The sequence below is a fragment of the Enterobacter sp. BWH64 genome (assembly GCF_001037645.1).
GTDB lineage: Bacteria > Pseudomonadota > Gammaproteobacteria > Enterobacterales > Enterobacteriaceae > Enterobacter > Enterobacter hormaechei_C.
This window is the reverse complement of sequence record NZ_KQ089922.1, coordinates 223,721-242,129: the sequence shown is the minus strand read 5'-3', so window position 1 is coordinate 242,129 and position 18,409 is coordinate 223,721. Positions and strand designations below refer to the sequence as shown.

General features: G+C 56.6%; 17 protein-coding genes. 5 read left to right on the top strand and 12 right to left on the bottom strand.

Annotated features, from left to right (window positions below; genetic code table 11):
- Positions 1–17: 17 nt before the first annotated feature.
- The gene (locus SK50_RS01190) at positions 18–1,343 is read right to left on the bottom strand and encodes a PTS sugar transporter subunit IIC (protein WP_023302832.1); all 1,326 of its coding nucleotides are present in this window, start codon (positions 1,341–1,343) and stop codon (positions 18–20) included.
- 11 nt (positions 1,344–1,354) lie between these two features.
- Complete coding sequence (locus SK50_RS01185; protein ID WP_003861034.1) at positions 1,355–1,669, bottom strand: PTS sugar transporter subunit IIB; 315 nt, start codon at positions 1,667–1,669, stop codon at positions 1,355–1,357.
- A gap of 293 nt (positions 1,670–1,962) precedes the next feature.
- Between SK50_RS01185 and SK50_RS01180 the strand changes: the two genes are divergently transcribed.
- Positions 1,963–2,913, top strand: coding sequence for a LacI family DNA-binding transcriptional regulator (locus SK50_RS01180; RefSeq protein WP_040117019.1), 951 nt, complete (start codon positions 1,963–1,965; stop codon positions 2,911–2,913).
- Between the two features lie 48 nt (positions 2,914–2,961).
- Here SK50_RS01180 and SK50_RS01175 read toward each other — a convergent pair whose 3' ends face one another.
- From SK50_RS01175 to SK50_RS01150, 6 genes are all read right to left on the bottom strand, one after another.
- Positions 2,962–3,258, bottom strand: coding sequence for a YicS family protein (locus tag SK50_RS01175; RefSeq protein WP_003861030.1), 297 nt, complete (start codon positions 3,256–3,258; stop codon positions 2,962–2,964).
- A gap of 82 nt (positions 3,259–3,340) precedes the next feature.
- Complete coding sequence (locus SK50_RS01170; protein WP_023302834.1) at positions 3,341–4,498, bottom strand: multidrug effflux MFS transporter; 1,158 nt, start codon at positions 4,496–4,498, stop codon at positions 3,341–3,343.
- Positions 4,499–4,547: 49 nt separating this feature from the next.
- Positions 4,548–5,912 (bottom strand): efflux transporter outer membrane subunit, encoded by a 1,365-nt coding sequence (locus tag SK50_RS01165; RefSeq protein ID WP_017694001.1) that lies wholly within the window; start codon positions 5,910–5,912, stop codon positions 4,548–4,550.
- Positions 5,912–9,022, bottom strand: a complete 3,111-nt coding sequence (locus tag SK50_RS01160; protein WP_045141766.1) for an efflux RND transporter permease subunit — start codon at positions 9,020–9,022, stop codon at positions 5,912–5,914. The genes SK50_RS01165 and SK50_RS01160 overlap by 1 nt, the downstream gene beginning before the upstream one ends.
- Positions 9,022–10,143 (bottom strand): efflux RND transporter periplasmic adaptor subunit, encoded by a 1,122-nt coding sequence (locus SK50_RS01155; RefSeq protein WP_048229013.1) that lies wholly within the window; start codon positions 10,141–10,143, stop codon positions 9,022–9,024. Before SK50_RS01155 ends, SK50_RS01160 begins: the two co-directional genes overlap by 1 nt.
- A 147-nt stretch (positions 10,144–10,290) precedes the next feature.
- Entirely contained in the window at positions 10,291–10,860 is a 570-nt protein-coding gene (locus SK50_RS01150; RefSeq protein WP_032620543.1) for a TetR/AcrR family transcriptional regulator, read from the bottom strand.
- 185 nt (positions 10,861–11,045) lie between these two features.
- Between SK50_RS01150 and SK50_RS01145 the strand changes: the two genes are divergently transcribed.
- Complete coding sequence (locus SK50_RS01145) at positions 11,046–11,465, top strand: GNAT family N-acetyltransferase (protein WP_017383664.1); 420 nt, start codon at positions 11,046–11,048, stop codon at positions 11,463–11,465.
- Here SK50_RS01145 and SK50_RS01140 read toward each other — a convergent pair.
- On the bottom strand, positions 11,462–12,109 hold the full coding sequence (locus SK50_RS01140; protein ID WP_032103773.1) for a TetR/AcrR family transcriptional regulator: 648 nt from the start codon (positions 12,107–12,109) through the stop codon (positions 11,462–11,464). The two genes, SK50_RS01145 and SK50_RS01140, sit on opposite strands and share 4 nt — an antisense overlap.
- Positions 12,110–12,187: 78 nt before the next feature.
- On the opposite strand from SK50_RS01140, the gene SK50_RS01135 reads away from it, so the two are divergent.
- Both SK50_RS01135 and nlpA read left to right on the top strand, forming a co-directional pair.
- Positions 12,188–13,687, top strand: coding sequence for an MDR family MFS transporter (locus tag SK50_RS01135; RefSeq protein WP_015570095.1), 1,500 nt, complete (start codon positions 12,188–12,190; stop codon positions 13,685–13,687).
- Between the two features lie 229 nt (positions 13,688–13,916).
- Entirely contained in the window at positions 13,917–14,717 is an 801-nt protein-coding gene (gene nlpA, locus SK50_RS01130; protein WP_045343903.1) for a lipoprotein NlpA, read from the top strand.
- A gap of 33 nt (positions 14,718–14,750) precedes the next feature.
- Here the strand turns inward: nlpA and SK50_RS01125 are convergent, their stop codons facing one another.
- On the bottom strand, positions 14,751–15,431 hold the full coding sequence (locus SK50_RS01125) for an EAL domain-containing protein (protein WP_015570094.1): 681 nt from the start codon (positions 15,429–15,431) through the stop codon (positions 14,751–14,753).
- A 75-nt stretch (positions 15,432–15,506) separates the two neighbouring features.
- Positions 15,507–16,127: a LuxR C-terminal-related transcriptional regulator gene (locus tag SK50_RS01120; RefSeq protein WP_015570093.1), complete on the bottom strand. Its 621-nt coding sequence runs from the start codon at positions 16,125–16,127 to the stop codon at positions 15,507–15,509.
- Between the two features lie 569 nt (positions 16,128–16,696).
- Here SK50_RS01120 and SK50_RS01115 point away from each other — a divergent pair.
- Positions 16,697–17,332, top strand: coding sequence for a LuxR C-terminal-related transcriptional regulator (locus SK50_RS01115; protein WP_015570092.1), 636 nt, complete (start codon positions 16,697–16,699; stop codon positions 17,330–17,332).
- A gap of 6 nt (positions 17,333–17,338) precedes the next feature.
- Here the strand turns inward: SK50_RS01115 and SK50_RS01110 are convergent, their stop codons facing one another.
- The gene (locus SK50_RS01110; protein ID WP_048229009.1) at positions 17,339–18,403 is read right to left on the bottom strand and encodes a fimbrial protein; all 1,065 of its coding nucleotides are present in this window, start codon (positions 18,401–18,403) and stop codon (positions 17,339–17,341) included.
- Between the last annotated feature and the right edge of the window lie 6 nt (positions 18,404–18,409).

Below are 18,409 nucleotides of genomic sequence, written 5' to 3'. Positions count from 1 at the left end.
GACTCTTCCTCTTTGACTTAATTGCTGGCGGCTTCAGCGTTACCGACGGTCGCCTGGGCTTTCTGCTCTTCATTTTTGATGAGCGTACGCTCATAGGCGCGCAGGAACGGCAGGTACATCAGGGCGGACATCACCATGCAGACCAGGCACATCACCACCGGGCTGAGCGCCCAGTTCGCCGCCCACGAGGCGCCAATCGGCGCGGGGGTGGTCCACGGGGTTAACGAAACCACCTGAGCCAGCCAGCCGAGTTTGGTTGCGCCGTACGCCAGGCAGGCGTTGACCAGCGGAACAAACACGAACGGGATAAACAGCATCGGGTTCATGATGATCGGTGCGCCGAACAGAATCGGTTCGTTGATGTTAAAGAAGCTTGGCACCACGCCCATTTTGCCGATGGTGCGCAGGTGGGTAACGCGGCTACGCAGCAGCAGGAACGCCAGCGGCAGGGTGGAGCCTACGCCGCCAATCAGCAGGTAGTGATCCCAGAAACCTTGCAGATAAACGTGCGGCAGCGCCGCGCCCGCCGCCAGCGCCGCCTGGTTTGCAGAGAGGTTCGCCATCCAGAACGGGTTCATGATGCCGGTGACAATCAGCGACCCGTGGATACCAGCGAACCAGAAGATCTGGCACAGCAGCACGGAGAGCAGAATGGCGGGCAGCGAGTCAGACGCCGACACCAGCGGCTCCAGCAGGTGCATAATCGCCTGCGGGATGATCATCCCGGTCTGCGCTTCAATGAACAGGTTCAGCGGGTGCAGCGTTCCGATCACCACCATCACCGGGATCAGGATCTCAAACGAACGCGCCACGCCGGTCGGCACTTCCTTCGGCAGGCGGATGGTGACGTTGTTCTGTTTCAGCCACGCATAGACGCGAGTGGAGTAGATCGCGGTGATAAGCGCAGTGAAGATCCCCTGACCGGAGAGATACTGGGTCGAAATTTTGCCATCGGCATAGGGCGCGGCGACCAGCAGGAAGGCCATAAAGGCCAGCAGGCCGGACATCACCGGATCGAGGTTAAACTGACGCCCCAGGCTCGCCCCAATCCCCACCGAGATGAAGAAGGTCATCACGCCCATGCTGAGGTTAAACGGCAGCATCAGCTGTTCGCGGTAGGTCTCGGAGAAATCCAGCCAGCCGCGGGCGAAGCTGTTGGTGGTATCCGCCGAAAACGGCGGGAAGATAAACACCAGCATAAACGAGCCGATGATCATAAACGGCAGCGCAGCGGTAAAGCCGTCGCGGATGGCAATCACATACTTTTGCTGACCGAGCTTCGCGGCCAGCGGCGTAATTGACTGCTCAATCACCGCGACCATGGATTGATATAACGAACTCATGTGAACACCTTTTAGTGTGCCGCTTCGATGAGCGACAGAGCATAGTCCAATACTTTATCGCCACGCTGCATGCCGTAATCCATCATGTCGATGGGCTGCACCGGAATGCCTTGCGTCGCTGCCTTGTCTGAGAGCGTCTTTAACATGTATTTCACTTGCGGTCCGAGAAGCACCACCTGATAGTGCGGAAACTGCGTATCAAATTCGGATACGCCATACGCATCTATCTTCACGGGCAAGCCCCGTTCTTTTGCAACATCGATCATTTTGCTGACCAGCAGGCTGGTGGACATCCCGGCAGAGCAGCACAGCATAATCTTGAACATCGACAACCATCCTCAAAATGTAAAAAGTTATTGCGAGGATGATTGGACATGATACGGAAACCGGTTTCCATTTATAAAAGACAGAAGTGTGATAACCATCAAGATCCAATACTTATGAGGCTAATTAACCGGATGTGGGTCACATAATTTGGCTGTTTTGGCATCAAATTGAGTGGAAACGGAAAATCGGTTTCCATGGAAAACGGAAACGGATATACTCCGTTCTGGCTATAATGTGAGCCGTAGCGGTGATGGAAATTACAGACGCCAGTTGCGTCTGACAGGGGAGAGAGATGTCTACAATCAACGATGTATCGCGTCTGGCCGGGGTGTCCAAAGCCACGGTATCACGGGTGTTGAGCGGGTCGCGTGGCGTGAAGGAAGCCAGCCGCCAGGCTGTTCTGAAAGCGGTGGACGAGCTGAACTATCGTCCCAACGTGATCGCCCAGTCGCTGCTCAGCCAGTCGACGGGCTGCATTGGGGTGATTTGCGCGCAGGAAAACATTAACCAGACCACCGGTTACCTGTACGCGCTGGAAAAACACCTCAGCCAGCATCAAAAACATCTGCTGCTGCGTTTCGCACACACAAAAACAGAAGTGATGAACGCCCTTGAAGAACTCTCCTGCGGCTTATGTGATGACATTCTGGTGATTGGCGCGCGTTTTCCGCTGGACGTGGACATGGACAACGTGATTCTGGTCGACTGTATGGAAGCCGATAACGCCAATAGCATTCAGTTCGATCACGCGTTCGCGGCTGAAACGGCCTGTAACTATCTCACCAGCCAGGGGCGTCGCCAGATAGCGCTGATCCACCCGCAAGGCAGCGGCTTTGCCGATCAGGTGCTGCTGGGCTACAAACACGCGCTGGAGAAAAACTTCCTGCCCTTTAATCGCAACCTCGTGTTTATGGACGCGACTTCATCGTCCGTTGCGCTTCAGGAATTACTCAACAACGCGTCCACGCTGAACTTCAACGCGCTGCTGGTGGCGGATGAGCAGGAAGCCCAGCGGGTGATCCCGCAGTTACAGGCGTTTAATAAATCGGTACCGGAAGACATCATGGTCTTTAGCCTCGGCGGTTCGCTGCATCTGCCGGGTGTTCCGGTGATCCCGGCCATTGAGTATTCCATGGATGCCATGGCGGCGCGCATCGTGAGCTGGCTGACGGAGAAAACACAAATGCTCGGGTCCTACGTTCTGCGCGGGGATTTGATTATTCCGGATGTGCGGAAGCGTTAAACGTGTGATGTAGGCCGGGTAAGCGCAGCGCCACCCGGCGCTCAACCCTCAGTAATCTTCCATACAATCCACCTGACTTACTGCATCCCAGTAGGCGTCCAGGTTGTCACGCTTCACGGCGGTGATGGCGTTTTTGATCAGCAGCTGATTGGCCTCAGACGACAAAATCATCGCCTGCCAGGCCTTATCGCTCTGCTTTTTCTGCGGGGTACAGGTTTTCTTCACATCTTTCAGGACCTGCTGTTTTATCTGGGCCTCTTTCTCCGGAGCGCTCTTCTCCTGCGCGTGAACAAACGCAGCGAAAATCAGGCAAACGAGCAGGCAAACCAGGTGTGCAGATTTCATCGAAACCTCCTTTGAAAGTCACATGCTTCCCCTGAAATATATCGTTACATTCATCAACGCGATTCAAGCCAAAAGTATGAATTTACGCATTCTGCGTGCGGGATCCGAACGCCAGTGCAATGCCATAGCTTACTAACACCGCGAGACTCATTTTCAGCATCGTTTCTCCGCCGATACCGGCAAGAGGCGCTGCGATCCCGCCGAATAAAAACATCAGCATGCCCAGAATGGCTGACGCTGTGCCGGACTCCTTCGCGTCGACTGCGCTCATCGCTTCTGAACCCGCAATGGTGCTGATCCCGCTGTTAAATGCGACGGTGAAAAAGAGTGCAATCAGTGCCGGAACGGAAAGCTGCATCCACGCAAAGAGCAACGTCAGCCCCGCGCAGGTTACGGCCAACACCAGGCCTATTTGCATTAACCCTTCCGCCGGGTGTCGGCGTGCCAGACGGGAGAAAATCAGCGCTGAGACGATCAGGCCGATACCGTTCACACCGAACAGCAGGCTGAACTGCATGGCGCTCAGGCCATATTCGTTTTGCATCACAAAGGAGGATGCCCCGATATAGGCGAACAGCCCCGCCAGCATGAAGGCCTGGATCAGGCAGTAGCGCATAAAGCGACGATTTTTAAGTACCGTCCTGGCGGTTTGCGTCAGCGATCCCCCGCCCTGTTTCTCTGTGAGGGACTCGCGGATAAAAAGCTGGCTGGCGATCAGCAGCGCCAGACCCGCCCCTGCCATTACCCAGAACAGCATCCGCCAGTCGAAATGCGACGCGATATAGCCACCGAGTACCGGGGACACCACGGGCGCGATGCCGTTGACCGTCATCAGTAGGGCAAAAAACTGCGTTAGCATCGTGCCATGATAGTTATCACGGGCGATGGAGCGGGCAAGTACGGAGCCGCCCGCCCCGGCAACGCCCTGCACAAATCGCCAGCCGATCAGGGCGTAAATATTCTGCGTGCTGGCACAAAGCACTGAAGCCAGTACAAACAGCAAAAGTGAGAACAGCAGCGGCGTTTTACGTCCGATGCGATCGCTTAGCGGGCCGAAAAAAAGTTGTCCCAGCCCCAGGCCAATCAGCGCCGAGGTAAGAGAAAGCTGCGTCAGCGTTGTGGAGGTGTTGAGCTGGGTGGCGATCTCCGGCAGCGCCGGAAGATAAAAATCGGAACACAGCGGCCCGATCGCCGTCAGCAGGCCAAGGATGGCCGCGAAAGAAAAAGAGAGTTTTGCCATAGGTATTTACTCTGATGGCCGGGCAACGTTGCGCCGCCCGGCAGTGATGTTACTGAATCCCGCCGCCCAGCGACTGCCACAGCGTGATGCGGTTTTCCAGGTCGGTTTGCTGCAAGGCAATCAGTGATTCCTGCGCCGACCACAGCGACCGCTGCGCGGTGAGCACCGTCAGATAATCGCCTGCGCCAGCCTTGTAACTGCGCGTCGCCACATCCAGCGTTTTTTGCTCCGCCGCCACGTATTCACGCTGGGCATCAAGCTGTTCACTCAACGTTTCGCGCCGGGCCAGCGCGTCGGCCACGTCCTTAAACGCGCTCTGGATGGTTTTCTCATAGGTCGCAATTAACCCTTTTTTCTCGGCTTCCGCATAGCGCAGCTGCGCCATATTGTTGCCGCCGCTGAACAGCGGCAGGGTGATGGACGGCGCAAACGACCAGACCTTCATCCCGTGGCTGAACAAGGACGACAGCGAATCGCTGCCGACGCCCGCGCTGGCGGTGAGCGAGATGGTCGGGAAGAAGTTGGCGCGCGCCGCGCCGATGTTGGCGTTAGCGCTCAGCAGGTTATGTTCCGCCTCCTGAATGTCCGGACGACGCAGCAGCGCGCTGGAGCTGACGCCCGCCGGGATCAGCGTGATGGCGTTGTCGCTCAGGCTCTCCAGCGTGCCGGGCAGCAGGTTCTCGGGCACCGTATCGCCCGCCAGCAGGTTGAGAGCGTTTTTGTCCTGCATCACCAGCGTCTGGTAGCTCGCCACGCTGGCGCGCGCCTGCTGGTAAACCGCCATCGCTTCACTGACGTCCGTTGCCGCTGCCACGCCCACTTCCTGCTGGCGCTTCACAATCTTGAGCGAGTTTGCGGCGCTCTCCAGGGTGGACTTCGCCAGCGCCAGATTGCTGTTATCCGCCGCCAGCGTCACCCAGGCCGTGGTCAGCTCGCTGACCATCGTCAGGCGCGTGTTCTGCGCGGTGAATTCGCTGGCAAGCCAGGTTTCACGCGCGGCGCGCGACAGGCTCTGGTTGCGGCCAAACAGATCCAGTTCGAAGCTGGAGACCGCGCCGTTGGCTTCGTCACTTGTCGCGACGCCGCTCGCCAGCGTGCGGCTGCGGGTGTGGCTCAGTTCCGCGTCCACCGTCGGGAACAGGGACGAGCGCGTTTCGCCATACTGGGCACGGGCGGCGTCGATATCCGCAATCGCTTTTTGCACGTCGCGGTTGCTGTTGAGCGCCATCGTCACCACGCTTTTCAACCGCGCATCATTCATCACCTGCTGCCACTGGCTCACCACGGCGTTGGCTTCGCCATGGGCGCCCGGCAACGTCGCCGGGACGGGGGCGTCCGGGCGCTGATACGTGGGATCTAATGACACACAGCCCGCGCTCAGCAGCGCTAACGTTAATACGGTTACACGAAACATTATGACCTCCGGTTTGCGTGCTTACCGGAGAACAGACGTTTCACCAGTACAAAGAATAAAGGAACAAAGAAGATGGCCAGCAGCGTCGCGGCCAGCGTCCCGCCGATAATACCGGTACCGATCGCCACGCGGCTGTTGGCCCCGGCGCCGGTGGCAATCGCCAGCGGCGTCACGCCTGCGATAAACGCCAGCGAGGTCATGATGATCGGACGCAGACGCGTCTGGGCGGCCCGCAGGGCGGCGCGCGTCAGGGAGTAGCCTTCGGCCACTTTGGCTTCGGCAAACTCGACAATCAGAATGGCGTTCTTCGACGACAGACCGATGGTGGTCAGCAGCGCCACCTGGAAATAGACGTCGTTGTTCAGGCCGCGCAGGGAGGCGGCAACCGCTGCGCCAAGCACCCCAAGCGGGATCACGAGGATCACCGAAATGGGCACCGACCAGCTCTCATACAGCGCCGCCAGGCACAGGAACACCACCAGGATGGAGAGGGCATAGAGGCTCATCGCCTGACCGCTCGCCAGTTTTTCCTGCAACGACAAACCGCTCCATGCCCAGGTGCTGCCGGACGGCAGGTTATTCGCCAGCTGCTCCATTTTGCTCATCGCCGTACCGGAGCTGGCGCCGCTGGCGTTTTCGCCCTGAATCTCATACGCCGCCGAGCCGTTGTAGCGCACCAGGCTTTCCGGGCCATACTCCCAGCGGGTGGTGGCGAAGGCGGAGAACGGGGTCATGGTGCTGTCGCTGCCGCGCACATACCATTTGTTAAGATCCGACGGCACCGCGCGATAGTCACTGTCGCCCTGGATGTAGACCTTTTTCACACGGCCACGGTCAATGAAGTCGTTCACGTAGGTGCCGCCCCAGGCGCTGGAGAGGGTGTCGGTAACATCGCTCAGGGAGAGCCCCAGCGACACGGCTTTGTTGTTATCGATATCCACCTGAAGCTGCGGCATCTGCGGCAGATCGTTGGCGCGCACGGCGTGCAGCGAGTTGTCCTGGTTGGCTTCGCCAATCAGCTGGTTACGCAGTTTCAGCAGCGCGTCGCGGTCGGTGCCGCCGCTGGCCATCAGCTCAAAGGTAAAGCCGTTGCTCTGGCCTAAACCATCCACCGCCGGGGGCGTCATGGCGAAAATTGTGGCATCCCGAATGGTGCTCAGCTCCTGCGTGGCGCGCAGGGCAATGGCCTGGGCGGTGTTTTCCTCGCCTTTGCGCTCTGACCAGTTTTTCAGGGAGACGAACGCCATCCCGGCGTTCTGGCCGCTGCCACTGAAGCTGAAGCCTTCAACGGTAAAGATCACGTCGGTATTGGCTTTCTCTTTGGTGAGGAACCACTCGCGTACCTGGCGGCTTACCTCGGCGGTACGCACCGCGGTTGCGCCGGCAGGCAGGGTGTACTGCACCATGATTTCACCCTGGTCTTCGGTTGGCAGGAAGCTGCCCGGCAGTTTTAGCATGGCGAACCCCATCGCGCCGCAGAGCAGGGCGTAGATCACCAGCATGCCACCGGAACGGCGCAGGGCGCGCAGCACCTTGTTCTGATAGCCGTGCTCGGTCTTACTGTAGAAGCGGTTAAACGCGCCGAAGAAACCTTTTTTGTGCGGAGCGGTGTGATTCAGGATCGAGCCGCACAGCGCGGGCGTCAGGGTCAGCGCCACCACCACGGAGAGGAACATCGCCGAAATGATGGTGACCGAGAACTGGCGGTAAATGACCCCGGTAGAGCCGCCGAAGAAGGCCATCGGCAGGAATACCGCAGAGAGCACCAGCGCAATGGCGATCAGCGCGCCGGAAATTTCGCCCATCGATTTTTCGGTCGCTTCCCGGGCGGGCAGCCCTTCGTCGCGCATAATACGCTCGACGTTTTCCACCACCACGATGGCGTCATCCACCAAAAGCCCTATCGCCAGCACCATCGCAAACAGCGTCAGGGTGTTGATGGAGTAACCGAACAGCGCCAGCACGCCGAAGGTGCCCAGCAGCACCACCGGCACCGCCAGCGCCGGGATCAGCGTCGCGCGGATGTTTTGCAGGAACAGGTACATCACCACCACCACGAGGATAATGGCTTCGAACAGCGTCTGAATCACGTCCTCAACGGAGATCTTGATGAACTCGGTGCTGTCTTTCGGGTAGGCCACATCGTAGCCTTCCGGCATCGACTTTTTGAACTCGGCGATCTTATCTTTTACCGCCGTGGCGGTGTTAAGCGCGTTGGCGCCCGGTGAGAGCATCACCGCCATACCCGCCGCCGGGTGGCCGTTCAGCTTCGCGGTGGCGGTGTAATCTTCGCTGCCCATCTCCACGCGCGCGACGTCGCTGATGCGCACCACCGCACCGTTGGACTGGCTCTTGACGATGATCTTTTTGAACTCATCGACCGTTTGCAGACGCGACTGAGCGCGGACGGTGGCGGTCAGCTGTTGGGCGTTCGACGAGGGCAGCGCGCCGATTTTACCGGCGGAAACCTGCACGTTCTGCGCTTCAATCGCGCTCTGCACGTCGGAGGGCATCAGCGAGTACGACGCCAGCTTCGCCGGGTCGAGCCAGATGCGCATCGCGTATTCTGCACCGAACACCTGTAGGCTACCGACGCCATCCACGCGCGCCAGCGGATCCTGCATATTACTCACCAGCCAGTCGGCGATATCCGAACTGCTGGCGGTGTCGGTTTTGTCATATACGCCCATGATCAGCAGGAAGTTGCTCTGGGATTTTTCGACGGTGATCCCGGACTGCTGCACCTCGGTCGGCAGGCGCGATTCCGCCTGCTGGACTTTGTTCTGCACCTGTACCTGAGCGGTGTCCGGATCGGTTCCCTGTTCAAACGTGACGTTAATACTCACCGACCCGTCCGAGCTGCTGGTGGAGGTGAAGTAGAGCAGGTTATCCAGCCCGGTGAGCTGCTGCTCGATCACCTGCGTCACGCTGTTTTCCAGCGTCTGTGCGGAGGCACCGGTATAGGTGGCGGAGATTTTGATCGACGGCGGAGCCACGTCCGGGTACTGCGCAACGGGCAGCGTGCGGATCGCCAGCATTCCGGCGAGCATGATGAGAATGGCGATAACCCAGGCAAAGACCGGGCGACGCACGAAGAAACGGGAAAACATCAGGCGTTTCCTCCGTTGGTTTTCATCTCTTCAGCTTTCACTTCCTGCCCGGCGGTGACTTTATCGGTGCCTTCCACAATCAGCTTATCGCCCGCCTTCAGGCCGCTCAGCACCAGCCATTTGTCGCCGTAGGTGTCGCCCGTCTCCAGCTGACGCTGTTCGACCTTGTTGCTGGCGTTCACCACCAGCGCGGTGGCGGTGCCTTTGGCGTCGCGGGTGATGCCCTGCTGCGGGGCGAGGATCGCGTCATTCATGATGCCTTCATCCACTCTGGCGCGGACGAACATGCCCGGCAGAAGCTGATGCTGCGGGTTCGGGAAGACGGCGCGCAGGGTGACTGAGCCGGTAGACTCATCCACCGCCACTTCGGTCAGCGCCAGGCGGCCTTTTTCGCTGTAGCTGCTGCCGTCTTCGAGAATCAACGACACGTTCAGCGTATCGCTGTTGCTGGCGAGGGTTTGCTTGCGTAAACGCAGCAGATCGGCGCTGGAACGGGTTAAATCGACGTACATACTGTCCAGCCCGCGAATGGTGGCCAGCGCGGTATCCTGCTGGGCGGTCACCAGCGCGCCGGGGGTCACAGAGGAGATGCCGATACGTCCGGCAATCGGCGCGGTGACGGTGGTCCAGTTGAGGTTAATGCGGGCGCTTTCCAGCGCGGCTTTCTTTGACTCGACGCTGGCCTTGTCCTGCGCGCAGGTGGACTTCGCGTCTTCCGCATCCTGACGTGATACGCCGTCGTCCTTCACCAGCTGCGCATAACGCCGGGCTTTCTGGCAGTCGGCCTGCACCAGCGCCTGCGCCTGTTTCAGTGCGGCGGCGGCTTCATCATACGCGGCGCGGTAGCTGGAAGGATCGATCTGATACAGCGTTTGCCCGGCCTTGACCGTATCGCCTTCGGTGAACAGGCGCTTCTGGATAATGCCACCTACCTGGGGGCGCACTTCGGCGCTCATTGCGGCGGCGGTGCGGCCGGTCAGCTCGCTGACGACGGACACCGGCTGGCTCATGAGGGTGACAATCCCCACTTCCGGAAGAGGACGTTGAGGAGCAGATGTTTGCGCATTATCGCACCCTGTCAGGAGGAGTAATGCCGCGATGGAGGTTGTTATGGTTTTCATAATCTTTTTCCAGGGTGAACGAAGCCTGCCCTGTTAATCGCTTAACAGGGAGGAGGGCTAATTAAAAGCACAGCGATCCCGCATCTCTGGCTGAGCCAGAAATGAAAAAAGGGAAATTACTTATTTCCGCTAATTATTCACATGCGATTACTTCGCAGAGAAAATCATATTTAAAATATTCTGGTATATAGGCTCTAATTGTTCTGATGGTACTTTTAAAGGCGTGAGTCGACGGTAAATCGTGCCTTCGATCATCACGGCGGTAATCTCCACGCAGCAGCGAATATGCTCATCGCTCAGGTGAGGGAACTGCTTTTTCAGATGCGCGCAGGCGTTGGCGAACATGCGGGCTTCGGCTTCGATCAGCATGTTTGCCACCAGCGGATTGCGCGTGGCCTCTGCGGACATTTCGAGCATCAGCGCGTCATCGTCTTCGTTAAGCGTCTGGCGCCAGGCAAGCGCCTGCGGCATCCCTTCAACCAGGGTTTTGCCCTGCATCTCTTCAATACGTGAGTCGATAATGCGCCGGATCATCTCTTCAATAATCGCGTCTTTGTTACTGAAATAGCGATAGATTTGTCCGACGCTGAGCCTGGCTTCGCTGGCGATCTGCGACATGCTGGCAGCGTGAAATCCACTGGCGCGAAAGCAGCGGCGCGCGGCGGTAATGATTTCGTCCTGCCGCAGTTTTTGTCGTTCTTCCAGCTTTGTACTCATTGTCGGCTACCGTAAAAAGTGAGAATGATCGTTCTCATTATACGTTTTCGGAGACTATTGGAAAGGCTTTTTTTATTTACATATTGAATGAATATTTCCAGGTATAAACAATGGAGAAAATAAGGAGTTTTTATGAAGGTTAAGCTGTGAGATATTCAGATTGCGCTGAAAATAAGGAGAGAATTATGCATCTGAGCATTACAGATAATGTCACAGCCGAAGAAAAAGAAGAATTATTAACGGGGCTAAGAGCCTATAACGCGCAGTTTTTAGATCTGTCGACATTTGGCGGCGATATTGGCGTATATATGCGAGACGACAATGGCGTCATGCTGGGCGGGTTAATCGGCGTACGGAAAGGCGACTGGCTGAACATCGACTATCTGTGGGTCAGCGACAGCGTGCGGGGAACGGGCGTGGGAAGCCAGCTTATCAAAACGGCTGAAGAGGAGGCCCGTCGCAAAGGCTGTCGTCACGCGCTGGTGGATACGGTCAGCTTCCAGGCGCGTCCGTTCTATGAAAAACAGGGTTATCAGGTGCAGATGTCCTTGCAGGATTACCCTTATCAGGGAATGCAGAGACACTATCTGTCCAAAAATCTTTAACCGCCGATCCCGGTGCCTATCACGGCTAACACGTGGCGCACCACGATCTCCGGCGAGAGGGCGTTAAGCCTCTCGTCATTGCGCATGCGGGAGAACGGCACCAGCACCAGGCTCAGCAGCGTAGTGAACAGCAGTTCGGGGGCCAGCGCCGGATTCAGCTTTCCTTCCTGCTGCCAGCCTTTGATGGTTGCCAGCGTGGTGTGATATTTCTCATCGCCAAAGCGTGCCTGCAAATGGGTGCGCAGTACCGGCATCTCGCCAATCACCTCCTGCATCCACAGCGGGGCAAACCAGCGATACTTTTCCGCCAGTTCGGCCAGCACCCTGACCATTTCCGTCAGGGCATCCACCGGCGAATCCCGGTTGTCGGCGAAAATCGCCCCGATCCGCTCGCGTAACGGCAGGAAGCGCTCCTCAATCATCGCATCCAGTAACTGTTCTCTGGAGTTGAAGTAGTAGTGCAGCATGGCGGGCGTCACGCCTGCTTCGCGGGCGATGGCGTTCAACGACGTATTGGCGATCCCCTGGCGGGAAAAGAGGTTCAGGGCGATGTCCAGCAGCTGTTCACGGCTGGCGGTAACGCGCTTGCCGCCGCGTGGCCGACCGGGGCGGCGGGGTTCAGAATTGTCCTTTTGTGCTGGCATGGTCACCGTATCTCTTGATCTTATTCATCACTTCCACAAATATTAATTATACGATTAATTAATTTCAAGTGATGTCTTATGGAGTCCGACGTAATGACTCAACCTGCGAAAAAGGCGCCGTCGATTAAGCTGCTGTTCAGCGCACTCCTGCTGGTGATGCTGCTCTCGGCGCTGGATCAGACCATTGTCTCCACCGCGCTGCCGACCATCGTCGGTGAGCTGGGCGGGCTGGATAAGCTCTCGTGGGTGGTAACGGCCTATATCCTCAGTTCGACCATCGTGGTGCCGCTGTACGGCAAATTCGGCGATCTGTTTGGCCGAAAAATCGTTCTGCAAATCGCGATTGTGCTGTTTCTTGTAGGGTCCGCGCTGTGCGGTCTGGCGCAGAACATGACCCAGCTGGTGCTGATGCGCGCCCTGCAAGGGCTGGGGGGCGGCGGTCTGATGGTGATCAGCATGGCTGCCGTGGCGGACGTGATCCCGCCTGCAGATCGGGGTCGCTATCAGGGGTTGTTTGGCGGCGTGTTTGGCCTGGCGACGGTGATAGGGCCGCTGATCGGCGGGTTTATCGTTCAGCACGCATCCTGGCGCTGGATTTTCTACATCAACCTGCCGCTGGGGCTGTTTGCCCTGCTGGTGATTGGCGCGGTTTTCCACGGCAGCGCGCGGCGCAGCAAGCATGAGATTGACTACCTGGGGGCGATTTACCTCAGCATGGCGTTGCTGTGCATCATTCTGTTTACCACCGAGGGCGGGACGATCCGCCAATGGAGCGACCCGCAGCTGTGGTGCATTCTGGCCTTCGGCCTGACGGGGATCGCCGGGTTTATCTACGAAGAGCGGCTGGCGTGGGAGCCGATTATCCCGCTGTCGCTCTTCCGCGACCGCAGCTTCCTGCTCTGTAGCCTGATCGGTTTTATTATCGGCATGTCGCTGTTTGGCTCCGTCACTTTCCTGCCGCTCTATTTACAGGTGGTAAAAGACGCCACGCCGACGCAGGCCGGTTTGCAGCTGATCCCCCTGATGGGGGGGCTGTTGCTCACCTCCATTATCAGCGGGCGCATCATCAGCCGTACCGGGAAATATCGTCTGTTCCCGATCCTCGGCACGCTGCTCGGCGTGGTGGGGATGGTGTTACTGACGCGCATTTCAATCACCTCCCCAACCTGGCAGCTGTACCTGTTTACCGGCGTGCTGGGCATGGGGCTGGGACTGGTGATGCAGGTGCTGGTGCTGGCGGTGCAGAACAGCGTGTCAGCCGATCAATACGGCGTCGCGACGTCTGGGGTGACGCTGTTCCGTTCCATTGGCGGGGCGATTGGCGTTGCGCTGTTTGGCGCGGTGTTCACCCATATTCTGCAATCAGGCCTGATCGACAGGCTGCCGGAAGGGGCGGAACTGCCGCGCGAACTTAATCCCGTTGCCATACACCATCTGCCTGATGCCCTGCGTCTGGACTATCTGGATGCGTTCGGCTCGGCGATCCATGCGGTATTCATGCTGGCGGCGGGGATTATGGTGCTGGCGTTTGTGCTGTCGTGGTTTTTGCGCGAAGCGCCGCTGCGTCGGCAGGCGTGAGGGAAGCGGTTCTGCTTGCGCCTGGACTACCGTAGCCTGATGCCCATCGCCCGGTGGCGCTACGCTTACCGGGCCTACACTTCGCCCGTCACGTAGGCCGGGTGAGCGCAGCGCCACCCGGCAACAGGCCGCATATAACTTAACCGTCTTACTGATTCCTTTTCGTTTTTTAGCCTGCCGTCTCGTTGTCGATATAGTCTTGAAAACGTCTATCAAAAGGAACTGTCTCGTGAAACTTCGATTGGGTGCGCTTCTCCTGACTGGCCTGCTGCTCGCGGGCTGTGACCAGGGCGGCAATGATGCCAGACACCTTAAAGTCGGCGTGATTAATGGCGCTGAGCAGGACGTGGCGGAAGTCGCCAAAAAGGTGGCAAAGGAGAAATACGGTCTGGATGTTGAGCTGGTGGGCTTTAGCGGCTCGCTGCTACCCAACGATGCCACCAACCAGGGCGAACTGGACGCCAACGTCTTCCAGCATCGCCCGTTCCTCGCAGAAGATAACAAGGCGCACGGCTACAGGCTGGTTGCAGTTGCCAACACCTTCGTTTTCCCTATGGCCGGCTACTCCCGCAAGATTAAAGCGGTGTCTGAGCTGAAGGACGGCGCAACCATTGCGATTCCAAACGATCCCACCAACCTCGGCCGCGCGCTGCTGCTGCTGCAAAAAGAGAAGCTGGTTACCCTCAAGCCAGACGTTGGCCTGCTGCCAACGGCGCTGGATATTACCGCGAACCCGAAAAACTTACAGATTATGGAGCTGGAAGGGGCGCAGCTGCCGCGCGTGCTGGACGATCCGAAAGTGGATGTGGCCATCATCAGTACCACCTATCTCCAGCAAACGGGGCTTTCTCCGGTACACGACAGCGTCTTTATCGAAGACAAAAACTCACCCTACGTGAATATTGTGGTCACGCGTGAAGAGAACAAAGACGCCGAAAACGTGAAGGAATTTATCCAGTCCTATCAGTCGCCGGAAGTGGCGAAAGCGGCGGAGACCCTTTTTAACGGTGGCGCGGTGCCGGGCTGGTAAGCCCCGGTAAAAAGGCCAGCGCTCCGCTGGCCGTCAAAGCGTTACGCGGGCATCGGTTCGGCTTTCGGGCCACAGAAAACCCTGACCAGACTGTGCGCCGGACGCGCGGGCGCGCGCCAGATCCCGCGAGTTTTCGATGCCTTCTATAAGAATTGATTGCGCGATACCTGCCCTGACCTCCTGTACAAACGGGGCAAGCGGCGCGCGCTCGCGCAGCGCTGAGCGGTCAATTTTCACCCCATCCAGCGGCAGCGCAAGCCGCGCGAACGCCTCCGCCAACTCCCGGGTTAAATCGTCCAGCCAGATTTGCCATCCCGCCTCTTTTAACCGAACAAGCGTGGCATGAAGGCGACGTTGCTCATCCTCGCTCAGCCGTGTGATGGTGAGGGGATCCTGAATTTCAATCGTTAACCGCTGCTGATGGCGTAATGCCAGCAACAACCGGATAGCGCGTTCGTTGAGAAGGTGTTCTGCCGGAAGGTTTAGCCAGTAAGCGTCCCGGGCGGGTATCTGTAACAGGGTGTTGGCCTGCCAGAAGAAGATTTGCAGCGCGCTGCGCGAGGGCAGCGAGGCAAACAGCACCTCAAGATTGACGTTATGGATCTCCACGAGAACTTCATGCGCGAACACCTGGCCCGAATGAAGATCGACAAGAGGCTGGAATCGCAGCCCTGAGATACGTTGCAACAGGGGAGAGGGAAGAACGGTATACATGGAACAGCCTTCAGGAAATGAAAAAAGGTTCCCGCGGACACGGGAACAAAAGGCAAACGACACACGGTCAAATTCTTAATTCAGGATCCAGCGAATGCTCTGGTAAAACGAGGGGCCACGCACGGCCTTAAGCTTGTTCATGGCGTTGTTCTTATAAAAGTAAACCAGCCTGACGTTACACCCCAGCTGACGGGCGATTTGCTTGGTTTTGAGATTACAGGAATAGCCGCGCAATACGCTGGCCTCCTCGCTGGACAACCTCGCCGGGGTGCGTAAGCGGGTCGTCATGCCTACGTTGTAACGGCCAGACTCTTGCGGCGTCTGGCTCATCAGTATTTGCCATAGCGCTTTGATATCCCCCAGGGAGACTCTTTTGCTGATGACTCCATCAACATGTTTGAATTTCAAATAGCCGGCGGATAACGAATAGATATAGATCTTCGCCGTCACTTGTTTCTGTTTAATACAGAGAATGTCGTCATTCGTCGTCACCCGGAAATGACGCGTATTCAGCGGATCATAAATGATGATATCAAAGAGTTGTTCACTCATAGCAAGTTCTTCGATATGGGTAAATCCATGGAAAATAACGTCGTGTTTTTCATCAGGCTCACGCTTTCCAAGCGATTGCAGGCCAATCATCGTGAATTCGCAGCTGTCAACAACGGCAACGTGAATTGTTTTTTTATTTTGCATTGGCATTCTCCTTTCGCTGAGTAAACAGTCCATATAAGAGAAAATGGCGGTTCGCACTCTCTTATTAAAAGAATAGCGAGCACTTTTTAAATAACGCGATGCGATGGCATCAATGTAAGCCAATACAAACCGTCGAGTAAAGCTGAAGCCAATTATTAGCGGAAGATAAAATTGAAAAATGGTTTTAATGGTATATGCAATTGTTTTAATCTTCTAATAATATTCATGCCAGATTTTTATTCTGTAAATGAGCGGATAATAAGCATCAGAAGGTTGATTAATGGGGTTAATCCACCGCCTTTTCAGTGATTTACTGCTGTTCCTGTAAGAAAAATTGTGATCGTGGCAGGATTATCGACAGGGCTTTATCTGCGAGGGGAAACGGCGTGCAGAATAAAATAGAATTTTTTCTATGAATTTAATGTCCTTGTTCAGATTTTTAATCCTGAGAAGGATAAAATCCTGGCGCGAAGAGGTTGTGAGTGGTGAGTACATAAACTATTATCATTTTCCTCCGGTCACGAGAATTTAGAAAAGACATGAATAATACTGAACGTATCGTAAGGGTAATGGTGTTTTACAAAATAAATATATTTAAAGAGATAATATTCCGGGCGCTCCAGGATCTTTTACCCGATTACGTACTGAACATTACTCAGGTCGATTCCACAGAACAGGCGCTGGCGGCGGTGGCGGATAATAACGTGGATGTTTTCTTCACTGAATTTAATTATCTGCTTAATCATAAAGAGTGGAGTGCGGAGGTCAGCAGCCGTTTTACATCTTTATGTAAAACCCATCACGTCAGGCGTGTTCTGTTGGTGCCCGAGCTGCCTTACGGGCTGTTAAAAAAAGTTCTGGAGATGAAATTTGAATTAACCATCAGTCAGCAGGATGAATTGACTGAACTGAAAAAGGAATTACCCGCGTTGCTCATGGCGGACGGGCAAAAACCGTCGATCTCTTCGTGGCTCAGGCGGGTAATGCGGTCCGGCTCCCGGGCGCGTTCCATCCTCTCGGCCAGAGAGTGGGAGGTGCTTCATCTTATCGTGGAAGGATTTTCAACGACGGAGATTGCCCGTCATCGAAACCGTTCGGTCAGTACCATTGCGACACAGAAACACAATGCAATGAAAAAGCTGAATCTTTCCAACCACAGCGAACTGATTAAGTATGTGCAAGCGGTTGGAAAGATGGAGGAATAGTTCACATCAGGGATAGATAATATTCAGCGTAGCCGATGTATTGATCTTACCCTGGCTCACCTGGGCGGGCGCCCACACGTAATAGTACGCCGCCATCGGAAGGGTGAAATGTTCGTCCAGCGCCGCGCCAGCCGCCACGCTGAAAATCATCGTGGCGTTGCCACGGCTGGTGGTTGAGGTAGAGAAGGTCACCGGCGTTGGCGGGGCGTCACGTTTTATCAGGCGGAGCCCCACGCCCTGCGCCGCGCTACTGCTGCTGTCGATCAGCACCGAGCTGTCGGTTGAGAGCAGCTGCGTGCTGGACAGAAACATCTCAATTGCCCGATCGGAATTGCCATTAACCCCGACGTTCTGACAGCTCATGTTCAGTGAAAAAGGCGTCAGCCCCGGCTGTGAGGATGCACTGAGCTGGGGAATGCCGAGCGTCGGCAGCGCCACGGTCAGCCCCGCATTATCAAAGGAACAGGTAGTCAGTTTCGGCGCGTATTTGATGATCATCGGCTGACCAAACATATCGCGGTTGTCGTAAGGCCACTTGAACCCGCTGAATAACCACTGCGCTATCTTGATGACCTGATTGATTGGCCAGGTGATGATTTCCCAGATGGATAACCCGCTCATGTCGCTGACGAACAGAACGTCGCTCATGTTCGCCGTATCCCCCGTCAGTGTGGTACCGCTCTGGTTAACGAGGGTGAAGCGAACCGTAAACGGTGTGTTCAGCTCAGACGCCGTATGGCTACCGCTGGCAGACAGGGTTTTATTGGCCGGGGGATTGGTGATCTCCGCCCGCACCATATACTTGTTATTGCTGAACCCGAGGATGGTCGCGTATTTGCTGTCGGTCGAGAGGATCGGCGTGTAAGAAAATTCACTGTTACCCGTCGTACAGTTGAACGAGCCGCTGTACTGGGTGCTGAAGCTGCCGGTCCATGTGGGCGTGGCCGGGCTCAGCTTATCCGATAAATCAATGGTAATCGGTGTGCCATAAACGATGCTGCTGCCGGAGCAGGTGGCATAGCTCATCCCGCTAATGCTGGTGAGGAGCAGGAACATGAATGATCGTAACATTTTGAT